At 49.9% G+C, this 13420-nt stretch carries 13 protein-coding genes; 4 read left to right on the forward strand and 9 right to left on the reverse strand.

What is annotated here, in order from left to right; translation table 11 throughout:
* Positions 1 to 31: 31 nt before the first annotated feature.
* Entirely contained in the window at positions 32 to 802 is a 771-nt protein-coding gene (locus tag Dform_RS06405; RefSeq protein ID WP_076004281.1) for a prepilin peptidase, read from the reverse strand.
* 1389 nt (positions 803 to 2191) lie between these two features.
* Here Dform_RS06405 and Dform_RS06410 point away from each other — a divergent pair.
* The 4 genes from Dform_RS06410 (at position 2192) to Dform_RS06425 (ending at position 4808) form a co-directional block, all read left to right on the forward strand.
* Positions 2192 to 2563, forward strand: coding sequence for a type II secretion system protein (locus tag Dform_RS06410; protein WP_076004282.1), 372 nt, complete (start codon positions 2192 to 2194; stop codon positions 2561 to 2563).
* A gap of 87 nt (positions 2564 to 2650) precedes the next feature.
* On the forward strand, positions 2651 to 2986 hold the full coding sequence (locus tag Dform_RS06415; RefSeq protein WP_076004283.1) for a type IV pilin protein: 336 nt from the start codon (positions 2651 to 2653) through the stop codon (positions 2984 to 2986).
* A gap of 120 nt (positions 2987 to 3106) precedes the next feature.
* Entirely contained in the window at positions 3107 to 3469 is a 363-nt protein-coding gene (locus Dform_RS06420; RefSeq protein WP_076004284.1) for a type II secretion system protein, read from the forward strand.
* Between the two features lie 43 nt (positions 3470 to 3512).
* Positions 3513 to 4808 (forward strand): glycosyltransferase family 39 protein, encoded by a 1296-nt coding sequence (locus tag Dform_RS06425; RefSeq protein WP_076004285.1) that lies wholly within the window; start codon positions 3513 to 3515, stop codon positions 4806 to 4808.
* Here Dform_RS06425 and Dform_RS06430 read toward each other — a convergent pair.
* From Dform_RS06430 to Dform_RS06465, 8 genes are all read right to left on the reverse strand, one after another.
* Entirely contained in the window at positions 4771 to 6249 is a 1479-nt protein-coding gene (locus tag Dform_RS06430) for an ArnT family glycosyltransferase (protein ID WP_158513477.1), read from the reverse strand. The genes Dform_RS06425 and Dform_RS06430 overlap by 38 nt on opposite strands.
* A gap of 117 nt (positions 6250 to 6366) precedes the next feature.
* The gene (locus tag Dform_RS06435) at positions 6367 to 7488 is read right to left on the reverse strand and encodes a type IV pilus twitching motility protein PilT (protein ID WP_083635487.1); all 1122 of its coding nucleotides are present in this window, start codon (positions 7486 to 7488) and stop codon (positions 6367 to 6369) included.
* Positions 7489 to 7777: 289 nt separating this feature from the next.
* Positions 7778 to 9241, reverse strand: coding sequence for a pilus assembly protein PilM (pilM, locus tag Dform_RS06440; protein WP_076004288.1), 1464 nt, complete (start codon positions 9239 to 9241; stop codon positions 7778 to 7780).
* A gap of 4 nt (positions 9242 to 9245) precedes the next feature.
* Positions 9246 to 9842, reverse strand: a complete 597-nt coding sequence (locus tag Dform_RS06445; RefSeq protein ID WP_076004289.1) for a hypothetical protein — start codon at positions 9840 to 9842, stop codon at positions 9246 to 9248.
* Between the two features lie 35 nt (positions 9843 to 9877).
* Entirely contained in the window at positions 9878 to 11143 is a 1266-nt protein-coding gene (locus Dform_RS06450; protein ID WP_076004290.1) for a hypothetical protein, read from the reverse strand.
* 17 nt (positions 11144 to 11160) lie between these two features.
* Positions 11161 to 11673: a PulJ/GspJ family protein gene (locus Dform_RS06455; RefSeq protein WP_076004291.1), complete on the reverse strand. Its 513-nt coding sequence runs from the start codon at positions 11671 to 11673 to the stop codon at positions 11161 to 11163.
* Positions 11670 to 12089 carry a type IV pilus modification PilV family protein gene (locus tag Dform_RS06460; protein ID WP_076004292.1) on the reverse strand — a complete coding sequence of 140 codons (420 nt, stop codon included), beginning with the start codon at positions 12087 to 12089 and terminating at the stop codon, positions 11670 to 11672. The genes Dform_RS06455 and Dform_RS06460 overlap by 4 nt, the downstream gene beginning before the upstream one ends.
* 9 nt (positions 12090 to 12098) lie before the next feature.
* Entirely contained in the window at positions 12099 to 13313 is a 1215-nt protein-coding gene (locus Dform_RS06465; RefSeq protein ID WP_076004293.1) for a type II secretion system F family protein, read from the reverse strand.
* Between the last annotated feature and the right edge of the window lie 107 nt (positions 13314 to 13420).

Consider the following 13420-nt stretch of genomic DNA (forward strand, 5'->3'; position numbering starts at 1 on the left):
CCCGGTATTTGTCAATTGCATGCCGATTGTTCTAACGGGTGAAAACCCCGAGATACCAGTCAATGATTTGGTTCCCCCACAGGAAGGTGATGAAGGTGGTCAGGGCGAGGAAAGGACCGAAGGGGATGGCCTCCTTGCGGCCTTTGCGGCTGAATATGAGCAGCCCGATGGCGATGATGCCGCCCAAAATCCAGGACATGATGACCGCGGCGATGATGTTGGGCCAGCCGGTCACCAGCCCGGCGAAGGCGCCGAGTTTCACATCGCCCTCGCCCATGCCGCCGCGAGAAACGACGTAAACGACCAGGAAGATCAGGAATCCCACCACCCCGCCGATGACCGCGTGCAGTAGATTCGGTGAAAGATCGATCTGAGAATGGAAGACGCTGGCGGCCAGAGCCACTATCGACGCGGCAATAAGGATGCCGTTCAGTATCAGCTGGTGTTCCATATCGATGACGAAGATGACGATGGTGAAGGCCGCGTAAACCAGGCTCAGCCACAGCACCGCCGAGAAGCCGAAATAGAGGTATAGCCCGGCGAAAGCCAGCGCGGTCACCAGTTCCACCCAGAATACCCTTTGCGGGATTTGTTCCCCGCAGGTGCGGCACCGGCCCCGGAGGGCCAGCCAGGAGATAACCGGGATCATGTCGAGAGGAGTGAGCCGCCGGCCGCAGCCGGGGCATCGCGAAGGCGGCGCCACTACCGATTGTTCCTGGGGCAGCCTGTCGCACAGGACGTTCAGGAAGCTGCCGATGACGGCGCCGAACAGGGCGAAGATGACGGCGTAGGCTATTTCCATTTCGCGATATTGTGGCGGGTTGGGGGACAAGTGTCAAACATGTTGGATAGTTCACAGTTCACAGTTATCAGTTATCAGTTATCAGTTTACAGTTAACAGTATCGAGCTATCGCCATCGGCTTTCAGCAATCAGTTCCCCCGGATCCCCGATCGATCGTGAATTGAACGGGCACAAAAAAGGAGATTTGGGGAAACAACTACGATTTTTACGATTGGGTTTTGGATCGTCCAATCGTGGAGTTGTTTGGTGCGGTCAATTCAATCAATTCATTCAATACGTTCAAATAGTTGACAGTTTACAGTTATCAGTTATCAGTTTACAGTTATCAGTTGACAGTACGAGGCGGGCGAGCCGCCGCCCGCCCCTACCATCACCCACCCGCCAATAGGTTCCGGCATTTCCCGGGATCGGTGGACAATTTCGTGACGAGGAGATTGCCACGCCCCCGATTTCATCGGGGGCTCGCAAAGACAATTTGGGAGACATTGTCTTGCCCTCACCTTAGTCCTCTCCCACACTCCCTCACTCTCAAGCTCTCTCCCAGAGGGAGAGAGAATAAAAATGAAGGGCCAATCGTACGTGGGCGAGGAGATTACTATAGCACATGAGTTCGTTGGGGATGTCAAGCGTTTGGTGTCGTTTTTGGGGCGATATTTTGTTATGTCTAGTGAGACGGGCAAGATGATCCGCCTGATCACACTTGTGCCACCGTTGGTACGATGGATCGGAGGTTTGAAGGAAAGATTGTCTTGCCCTCACCCTAGCCCTCTCCCGCAAGACTGCGGGCGAGGGGAAAGTGAGACTGGGCGGGCGAGCTGCCGCTCGCCCCCTACCCAATGGCATCGGTGGACTCAGTGGGAGATTGCCACGGATTTGCCAACTGGCAACTCCTCGCAAAGACACAATATTAATTGGAGATTGCCACGTCCCGATTCTATCGGGGACAGGTCCCGATTTCATCGCGGACTCGCAAAGACAGAGTATTAAATGAATGTTTACTAAATGTGAAACCGAGATTCTTCACTACGTTCAGAAAGACAAAGGTCTTGGCGGGCGGGGAACGATAGTTGTAGCGGTTTTGATGACAACAGACCGCTATGATCACACAACGTTACGCCGTCATATTTCATCGTAATCGCTATACACAGGCGACCCGACATCACCTATACTTACCTGACAAAGTTCGCAATATGGAGTACCAGCGTCAGGCTGAAAGCTCGGAATCAGTACCCCAGTACGGGTAAAAACCTAATAATTCGTTAAAACAGGTAAACTAAAATACTATTGACTATATCCAAGCCGCCCACTTATAATCCTTGGGTACTTAACTGAACGCTAATTCAGTGAGTAAATAAAATAAACTAGAACGGGAAGGTGGTGACAAACAGATGAAGTTCTTACAGAAAATCCGCAAGGGCCGCAAAGGTTTTACCCTGATCGAACTTTTGGTGGTCATTGCCATCCTGGGCGTCATCGCCGCCGTCGCCGTGCCGAACATCCTCAGCTTCATGGGCTCCGGCAAGACCGAGGCCGCCAAGGCTGAGCAGCATAACGTTCAGGTCGCCGTTGCCGCATATATGGCTGAGCATGACGGAGTAGCGGTTGCCGAAACGATCGGCGTGGGTACGAAGGGTAGTTACGGAACTTACCTCATCAACAATGTTGAATACCCATGGGTGATCACCGACACTGGTACCGTCTCACCTGATACCAAAGCAAATGGTAATCCGCTCGGATCCTTGGGGTCTGCAGCTAACTAAAAACTTCCAAACAAATAATGAAAAACGGAGGCAGATCTCAAAAGGAATGCCTCCGTTTTTTACTAAAGCGAAAATCCGGAGACAAATATGGTTTCCAATCGAACTAGTAAAAGACAAGCCGGTTTTACTTTAATTGAACTTCTCGTGGTCATTGCGATTTTGGGGGTTGTTGCTGCTGTAGCAATTCCCAACGTTTTAAGTTTCATCGGCAAGGGAAACGACGCCGCCGCTAAACAAGAATTGTTAAATGTCGCAGCTGCAACGTCTGCAGCTCTTGCCTCAAATCCTCCGGTAGATCCGACCATTGATGACGCACAAATTATCGTAGGCGTTGGTGTCGGTAAATTTCTTGTTCAGAACACTGAATTCAAATATACGATAGATGCTTCTGGAAACATTACACAAGGTGGCAGAGTCTCCTAAACGCCTGAATTGCCACCGAAACGTGACAACAAAACGCTACAAACTCGCAATAAAACCATCTTGATTACAGTTGTCTGATATTCTATTCTAAATATCATTTCTTCTATCCGAGGCGGAAAATTGTCGTTAATTAATCTTACGAAGCGGCGACATGGCTTCACCCTCATGGAAGTGCTTGTCGTCCTTGTAATTTTCGGGGTTCTCGCCGCGATAGCGATTCCAAATGTGTTGCAATATATTGGAGTTGGTAACCGAAACGCGGCTCTCGAGGAAGAACATAATCTCATCGTCGCGGTCGGGGTGGCGATGAAAGAGGGTGGCGGAGCTATTGTTTCGGATTACACAAGCAGCGGCAAAGTGTATGCAAATGCTGACGCTGCGGATAACGATCCTGCCAAGTATCTCCACAACGGTACTGAATTTGAATGGATCATCACCACAGGCGGAGTGTTAAGCCCCGGAACCAATAATCCCCTCAAATAAACGTTCAATTAATAATCACTGCCAAAACGAGTAAACTTAGGCCGTGGTTGGATCTCTAATCGGTAAAACGCGATCCTTCGTAGATAAATTAAAGCGCCAGCATCACTTTTGGCTGGCGCTTCTCGTTTTGGCTGTCCTGATACTCCATTTTTCTGTAATCAATCAACCTCAAGAGTATATTTTCGACGAACAATGGTATGCAGCCGACGCTGGCACAAATATCATAAACGGCCTAGGCACGTCGTTTCCTCAGCAACCACCTCTAGGTAAGCTATTAATCACATCCGGAATTTTTATCTTTGGGGATAACAGCTTAGGTTGGCGGCTTTTCCCAATAATTTTTGGGGCTGGTGGAATTGTTCTGCTGTTCTATATTTGCCTCGAGTTGAAACTACCGAACAGACTGGCCTGGCTGGCGGCGTTCCTTTTAGCTTTCGAAAATCTCAGTTTCGTTCAATCCAGCATCTCCATGCTTGATGTCTTCAGTGTAACTTTTATGCTGGCTGCGTTCCTGGCGTATCTGAAGAATAGGTGTTTCACAAGCGGGGCATTGATCGCTCTATCAGCCTTAACCAAATTCACCGGTATCCTGGCGATCCCGGTTATAGCGTTGCATTGGCTGCTTACCAACAGGAATCGTTGGCAGCATTTCGTTCCAGCTATAGCTGCAGTACCGATGCTATATCTCTCGCTTCTGGTTCCCCTCGACTTCATCATCTGGGGCAAATTCGTCAACCCGGTCATAGAAACCATGACGATGCTTGATCTGAACAGCGTCTCAACCTTCGCCACAATCCATGACCCAATCTTGAGCAGGCCCTGGGACTGGATAATTAACCTTAAGATAATTACCTACTGGGCAGATCCGCATTACCTTGCGATGATTAGCCCCCCAATTTGGATAGCAATAGTCCCTTCAATAGGGTATATGGTCTATAAATCAATCAAGGGCGATAAGGCCGCTAAGTTCATCGCCGCATGGTTCACCGGCACGTTTATTTTATGGATACCGATCAGTCTCATAACAGACCGAACCAGTTATGTTTTCTATTTTTATCCCACAGTTGGGGCAATCTGCATGGCGGTAGCGGTTTCACTTTGGGATCTTGTTAATTATTTTACAAATGTAAAATCGGTATCAACCTCAATCTCAAAATGGATCATACCAGGATTTGTACTAGCCCAACTCGCCATTTTCGCCTTTTTAGCGCCCGTACCCTATATCTGGAAACTGCCGATATGCGTGATGGTATACACAATATTCAGACTGTTCACCAATAGTGAGGGTAATTATGAGCCACTTAGCGCGGAAAAGTTGAATAATCTTCGTAGACGTTAACTGAAAGAATTTTTAAGCCGGCGGGAACAAAAGATGCGATCAATTTTCCACGTGCATCGAGATCAGCAGCCAAAACGCCAAATTGAGGCTTTTGGAATCCGAGAAGGTAAAGCGGATCAACGATGAAATAATCAACTCCCAGGCTTTGCTCTCTTAAAATAAGCGCCTCTGGATCTTCTCCGAAGATTTCCAGAAACGCAAACGTGTCGAATTGTAGAGTAGTGTCTATCTTTGAGGATAGTGCCGGAATAATCGGGCTCATTGAATAAACTGTTTTGTCAGGATGTCCTTCAAGATATCTGTTTACTTGATCATACGCAGTTTTTTCAAAAGTTATCCCCTCGGGACCGGTGTAACTATAATCATATCTCTGGAGAATGAGAAGGCTGGCAACCCCAAAAATAAGAACAGCCAAACCAAAGGCGAAAGAACTCAATTTGTGTATGGATAGCCGTTCAATCGGCTGAACAATCGTTTTGGCATCTAACTCAGGAACAAAAGCGGCAATCATGATGATTGTCATTAAAAATGGACTCACGAAATACCTTAGTTCGCCAAACCTATTGAAGGTGGAACTCAAAACAAGGGAAACGAACAGGGCGATAAATATAAAAGAATTGGCGCGGGATACTTTCCTCCTGAAATAGGCGAAAAATGCCACTGCGATGACAAGGATAACGCAAATGGAGGTAATTTTCTGGCTCCAAAGAGGAAGTTGAAAGAAGTTGAAAAAATGTAACAAATCGGGCATCACGAAATTAAGACGATATCCCACCTGTGCCGATAAAGTCTGTGAGATGAATTGATCAGGAAACAAGACAATAAAATAACCGGTGACCACTAAAAACCCAAAAACAACTCCACCGCCAAATAAAAGGTTTTCTCTACTAAACCAATCTCTGAGTGAAGTCCACCTTCCTCGCATGGATAAGAATAAAAATCCGAGTGACAGACCGGCGACAACAGGCAAGAATGTGTACTTAGTCGCTAATGCTAATCCCAGACACACGCCACTTAATAATATTCTCCACCCAATCTTATTTTCGCGAATAAAATCAATGGCAAAAAACAGACTCAATAAAACAAAGAAAATGCCCAAAGGTTCCTGAACAGCCCTATACCAAAGAAGAAAAAATCCGGGGAAAAAAGCAACCAAAGCAGCGCCTACGAGCGCTGCGGTTGAATTAAACAACTTGCGAATAATTATGAAAACCAGAATGATACAAAGAACAGAAAGGAGTACTGAAAAATACCGACCTAAGAAAAAGTCGTACCCGAATATCTTATATATAAAGCCGAGTGTCAGATCATAAAGAGGTGGATGAACTAGCGTAAAATCACGGTACGGCAAGAATCCTTCCGAGATAAACCTTCCGCCGAGAGAATAAGCGCCTTCATCATAGTCATAGATCCAAGCGAATAAATGCTGGGCATACCACATTCTCACGAACAAATGAACGCACAGAATGCCAAGAAGAATTAGAATATCGGGGCGTTTGAAGATAGAAAATAATCTAATGCGAAGTTGCAACCACAACCTAAGTGTACTCCCCATGGATTAGAGGAACGAGGAAATCATGCCGCCGCTTGAGGGTGGTCTGCGGCGTTGGTCCGGTTTTTTGGTCCGTCCCCCAAGCAACCTCCCCACCTCATCCGGATCATCGCAATAGTCAAAAACGGTCTCACGGGATATCTTCTGATTCCGGTAGAGATCAACGAGGGAATCATCGAGGGAGACCATGCCCTCGTCCCGGCTGGTGCGGAGGACATTGGGCAACTGGTAGATCTTTTCTTCCCTGATCAGATTACGGACGGCGGTGTTGGCAAGAAGGACTTCAACAGCGGCGATACGCCCGTCAATAGGATGCCGCGGCACCAGTGCCTGGCACAGGACGCCGACAAGAAGCGAGGCAAGCCTGGTATAAGCCAGGTGACGCTCATGGGGCGGGAAGAGGTCTATGATTCGCTCCAGGGCCTGGTGGGCGCTGGGGGCGTGGCTGGTGGAGAGGACAAGGTGGCCGGTCTCGGCGATGGTCAAAACGGCGGCGGCGGTCTCCAGGTCACGCATTTCGCCGACAAGGATAACGTCAGGATTCTGTCGCAGGACGTGCTTGAGGGCTTGGGCGAAAGATTTGGTATCGGTGCCCAGCTGCCGCTGGGTGACGGCGCATTTTATCGAGGGATAGATATACTCAATTGGATCTTCAATGGTAATGACGTGCTTGGCCTCGGTATGATTAAGATGCTGGATCATGGCGGCCAGGGTGGTGGACTTGCCGCTGCCGGTGGGGCCGGTGACGATGACGAGGCCCCGGGGACGGGAGACCAGGTCTTTGCAGATATCAGGGAGTTCAAGTTCGTCAATGGTGGGGATGACGGGAGGCAGAAGGCGGATTGCCAAGCTGATGGCGCCGCGCTGCTGGGCGGCGTTGCAGCGCAAGCGGCCGACGCCCGGCATGGTGAAGCCGAAATCCAATTCCAGTTCCCGCTGGAAAGTGTCCAGGTCGCCGGGCAAGGCCAGTTGTTTGAGCGCCTCGGCGGTGTCCTGGCTGGAGAGGGGCGGGGTGTTCAGTTTCTCCAGGGAACCTTTGGTGCGCACCATCGGCGGGGAGTCCACCACGAGGTGGAGATCTGAACCGCCTCGGTCGCGGGCCTGGGTTATGAGTGAAAAGACGTCGATCATTTTATGAAGTTCACAGTCAATAGTTATCAGTTATCAGTTATCAGTTATCAGTTGTCAGTTATCAGTGGCCATTTACAGAATAATACCAATGTCACCAATAATACCAATTATCCAATCTGTCCAATGTTCCAAAAATGCAATTAATAACAATGAGGCGTGACCATCAGGTAAGACTATCTCGCCCTCACCCTACCCTCTCCCGCGCGCCCTCACTCTCAAGCCCTCTCCCAGAGGGAGAGGGAATAAAAATGAATGGCCCTTTTTACGCGGGCGAGGGGATTTCAGTTTAAACACAGGTCAGGGTGAAGTGGTAGACATAGACCATGGTGTCGGTGGTCAGTTCTTTGACTATCGACGTGACGATGACGTTCTGGAAACGGTAGGTGTCCCGTAGTTCCGTGGCATAGTCAAAGACGATAGACTCAGACGTTGTGGCGGTGCCGACGATAACGACGCTGGTGCCGTCCCACGAGATCGAATCCAGTTGGATCTGGGTAATATTCCTCTTTTCCAGCCAGGCGCTGCGGACGTACCCTGAAGCCATGGAGCGCTGGTCCTGGAGCACCTGGTAGAAGGAGGCATAGGCGGCGGCTTCCGTCTGCACCGGGGTAACGGCGGCGTTAGCGGCATCAATTTGAGGTTTAATGCCAGCAAGTTTAGCCTGAGCCTGGGTTACCTGCAGCGTAATGGCGTCTATCTGGGGCTGGATGGCATCAGCGTCTTTCTTGGCTTTATCGACGTAGGTCCAGCCATAAACCAGCGCGCCGATCAAAAGCACGCCGACAGCCGGCGCCAGGATATTGAACCAGTTGACGCCGCGGGGCAGGTAGATAGCCGGAATGGCGTTCAGGTTGATGACCGAACCGAACTCATTCGGTAGGTCCCGCTGGGCCATGCCCAGGTTGACCATGAAACGGGAGGCATCGAAGCCTTCAGGGGCGGTAAATTCGGTGGTCAAAGCCTCCACCGGCCGGCCGTCGGTGCCGCCCAGAACAGACCACTGCTCTTTATCAGCGGCAAGTTCACCGGCGACCAGAATGGGAACTTCAGCACCCAGGGGGTCTTCCGTATGGGATGAATTATAGAAGACGACGGTGCGGGAGATCTCCTCGGCGATGGTACCGAGGCGCTCCGAGTCCGTCAGGTGTTCAGAACCGAGGGAGAAACTGCGGATGACTTCCGGAACGCGGTCAACCAAGACGATGATATCGATGGTGGAAAGCCAGGTGTTGACGACGACGCAGCGGGAGCGGTTGACATTGCGAGCCAGGGCCAGCGGGGCGACGTCAAGCACCTTGCTCTTGAGGCCGGCCTTGGTGAGGGTGCGCATCAGGGAGTCTGTGGCGTTCTTGGGGTGGGCGGCGAGGAAAAAGCGCATCTCGTGAGGAACCTTGGTCTGTAATTCCTGGCGCGCAACATAGACTTGGTCCATGGGGACGGGAATAACGCGGGTGGCCTCACTCATAATGGCATCATCCAGGATATTCTTGGGCACTTCCGGTATGTTGATTATTCTGAAGATCGAGTTCTGGCCGGAAACGGCGGCAACAACCTGATGCCCGGCAACACCGTTGTCCGATGCCAGTTTCTTCAGGCGTTCCGCAACGGCGTCTTCCTGCATGATGACGCCCTCATTGACCATGCCGGAATCAAGGGGGGCCATGGCCCATTTTTCAACCTGCTTGCCGGCGGTGACCAGGAGTTCTATCTCGTTGTCTTCGATGTAGACGGTAGTAAGAGTTTTTGCCATCAGTTTATCCTTCCAGCGCCATCAGGCTGATTGTGATAGTGGCATCCGGCGGCGGTACGGCGCCGAGTTCGGTGTCGAATTCGGTATAGAAGGTGATATCGACCGAATCGATCGTCGCGGTGAGATAGGCGGTGCCGGTTTCCAGGTTGCCTACAAAATCATTGATACGTTCTATGGCACCCGATACTTTGATAACCATTACGGTTTTTTGGTACGCGATCTTATCAATGGTTACCTTATCCGGTCCAGAGGCGCTAAATTCAGTCAAATTCAAGGTATTGTTCGCAGCAAGAATGAATAGTTTTTCACCGTAATCTATAGATTGGATGGCTGCCACGGGCGGTGGGGTGGGGAATTTAGCTTTGTATGCTTGCAGGTTAGCTTGAGCTGCAGCAACTTTGGCCTGAGCAGCTGCTAAATCAGCCTGCGCCTTAGTGATGTTAGCCTGTATTGGTGGCAACAGCGCCGATGTTGAATTCAGGGTATCATTAAGCGTTGACTGACGATCAAGCTCTTTTTGGTACATGGTGTAGAGAAGTCCGGCCCCAATTGCGATTAAACCGAGGAAGAGAACCGATATAAAAGCTTTGCTGATCTTCATTGACTCTCCTTAACAGGTTTTGGCGTTGGATTCGACTAACTTACAGTTACTTCCCAGAGCAGTGTCTTCCATCGGATGTCAGGGGTACCGCCTAGTGTGGCAAAATCGGGCACATTCAATGGTGGGACAACATCGTTAGGAGGCTCAAATGTGCTAGGGTGAACGAGTTCGGCTCCAGGTTGGAGTTCAACTTCAGCCGCACCTGCCACTGAACCCATGAAATCCCCATTTGGCTTCAATTGAGTGGTGCCCTCGATGGACATGATAAAAATGAAGCCTGCCGCGGATGTATTGGGATAAAAATCGATATCCCCTTTAGCGATGATGCAGCCGGCTCCAACTAATTTAATGGCTGAAGCAATACTTACTGAACCATTGACGTAAATGGTGTTCCCGTTAAGATTAATGATTGGATTTTTCTGACCGTTTTCCGCTATCTTAAAATCACCATTTACAAAAATTGTTCCGTTCAAAGTAGTGTAGGACGTAGGATCTGTAGACACATAGGTGGGATATTTGGTATCGCTTTGAATCTCCAGGTCACCATACCTGAATAACGGCCCAATCGTGCCCCCGGGAGCGACGGTTATTTTGCTATCAGGATAATAAAGGGGACTGAGATTTTTCACTTGCTGCCAATAAAAATACGCCACCTGATCACCTGAGGTAGGTGGAACCCAGGAAGCTGGTGCTTCTGGATTGGGTTGCGTGTATGGCCAATTTGGGATGGGATTCTTAGTAATGTCGCCAGTTATCGTACCCTTGTTATCCATAAATCCGTTATACATGACAGGACCGTTCACGGTCGCATTCGATCCCAACGACACGTTCCCGGGACTGGTTATAGCGTTCTCGGTGAAAATGATTGGCAATCCTGAAGGCGTGACGTAGGTTTGGACCGTTGTTTTCTTGCCACTAGGGTTTGTCGCTTCAGATACGACTTTATAAATCCGATCATGCTGATCCCACAATTGGATACTAACTTTCACAACCTGATTATTTACCCTAAACGATGAATCATCGTTGTTTAAATAATAAGGCCCGAGAGTTTCAAATTGATTGACCGGTACGCGTTCCGTACCGTTTTTTATCTGCCAGACCGCATCAGCGACCCCCGCATCTGCAGCATACAATTCTTCGGTTTTATTTTCGAACTTGGTCCCAACCGCCAATCCGCTAGCCATAAAACTAAGCATCGGAACCATGATGAGACTGCCCACAGCCAACACAATTAAAGCGAGGATAAAGGTTACTCCTTTTTCCTCCCGTATTAACTTTTTCGGCCATCTAACGGCAATCATCTTGAGCCTCCACCTGTTTAAGCAGGAGTATAAAGCCTGGACAAAATGGTGTATGTATGAGACTGGGTAATGTCTCCCACCGTTACCGTCGCGATAAATGTCACCCCAACGGAATCAAGCGTGAAACTTGTCTGTGTGGAATCCAGATATTTGGCGACGATAACATTGCTCACCTGATGGTTGTTCTCCGAGTAAGCACGCCACAGGTCACCGTTAACGATTGTGTAAACGACGGTATAAGTGGTGTGGCCTGACAAATCCTTCCAACTCAAAGTGACCAGGGAACCAACGGGAGTATCCGGAAGTGCGGACTCAGCCCGCTGGGTATCGTCACTAATCCAACGTCCGGCAATCTGCACCTGACGAACGGCTTCCATCTGGGAATCACTTCTGGCGCTGATCACGAACAATTGGAATACAGTGGTAGCAAGTGCGATTCCAATCACGACAGCGATCGAAATTGCTACTAGAAGCTCCACCAATGTAAAGCCCTTTCGCGCATTCCCGATATGAGTTAAAAATCGCTTCATGGCTTAAATAAAAAATCTGTCAAACTGAGGATTACTTCGCCTCGATGAGACACGGTTACGGTGATCTGTTGAAGTTCATCGTCGTTGGTGTAGCCATCTTGCTTAGGATCCATGCGCTCCGCCACAATGGAAACCGTATATCCTGAGGGCGGCGGCAAAATGTATGCATCGTAGTTCGGGGGATCCGAGACATCGTACCAAGTGTCAACATGTGCTTTAAGATACTCGATCTGGCTCCGGGCGATTGTTTCTGATTGAGTCCGGATATCAGTAAGACGGGTCGCTTTTTGGGAGGTCGCCAATCCAGACAACACCGCACCCGCGATAACCGCCATGATCGCCATAGCTACCAGGACTTCAACAAGGCTGAAGCCTTTTTGCCCTTTCTTTTTGTTTCGTTCGGCAGCGGATCCCATTTCAAGTTCCTATTGAGCGCCCAGTTGACCGTACATCGAGTACATCGAACCCACAAGGGCGACAGCGATAAAGGCAACTATCAAACCGATAATGACGGTCATAGCTGGTTGAATCAGTTCAACGGCAGATTTAATCTTGTCATCAGCTTCCATGTCATAGGTATGAGCGACAGTGGACAGGGTATCATCCAATTTACCTGTTTCCTCACCGACACCGACCATGGCGACCATCATGGGTAAGAAAACCTTGCGCCGTTTCATTGGGCCGGACAGGCCCTCGCCGCGGATGAGTTCTTTCTGTACCTGCCCCAAATTTTCGCTGATAATCTTATTCGAAGTAGCGTTCTGGGCCTGGGCCATGATCTCAGGGAGGGGTAGACCAGCCCGGAACAGGAGGGCAATGGTCTGGCAGGCGCGGGAAAGTTCCGAAAGCTGAATGATCCGGCCAATCACCGGGGTCTTCAACAAACCCTTATCTATGTTGTACCGGCCGTTTGGCGTCCTGGCCCACATTACCAAACCAACCACAGTCAAAACCAGAGCGCCGAGGATGTAAATGCCCCATTTGGCTGAGAAATCGGTAAGGGTAATAAGTATCTTGGTGGCTGTCGGCAGGTTAACGCCCAGGTTTCGATAGAGATCAGTGAACGTCGGCATGACGAAAAGCATCAGGATCGACACCACAACGACAGCCACAACGGCAACCACGACCGGATAGGTCATGGCGCTCTTCAACTTCTTGCGGGTCTCGTTCATGCGGGAAAGGAAGTCCGCCATGTTGCGGAGGACGGCTTCCATGTTGCCGCCCTGTTCGCCGGCGGAAAGGACGCGGTGGAAGAGAGCCGAAAAGACCTTGGGGTGCTTGCTCATGGCGGCGGAGAGCGAAGAACCGCCGCGGATGTCGTTGGCAACGGCGCCGAGGGTCTTTTTGAAGGTGGGGTTGGTGGTCTGCTCCTGGAGGAGTTCCAGCGAGGTCACGATATCCGTGCCGGACTCCAGGAGGAGGGCAAGCTGGCGGGAAAAGAGGATGATCTCCTGCAGTTTCACCTTTTTGGCGAACATGCTGGAATCAGGCATCGAAAACAGGCGGGACTGGGTCTTGAGGGAAAGGACCTGGTAGCCGTTATGGACAAGCAGCTTGGCGGCGGAGTCACGGTCCATGGCCGCGATCTTGCCCTGCACCAATTTGCGATCCTGGGTGTATGCTACGTAGGCGTAATTCATCGATAAATCCTGCCAGTTTTCAGTTTACAGTTATCAGTTATCAGTTTCCGCCAGTTGAACAACTATTGCTGAATATTTCTTAATTAATTTTACAATCTAAATTTATG

This window comes from Dehalogenimonas formicexedens (assembly GCF_001953175.1).
Classification (GTDB): domain Bacteria; phylum Chloroflexota; class Dehalococcoidia; order Dehalococcoidales; family Dehalococcoidaceae; genus Dehalogenimonas; species Dehalogenimonas formicexedens.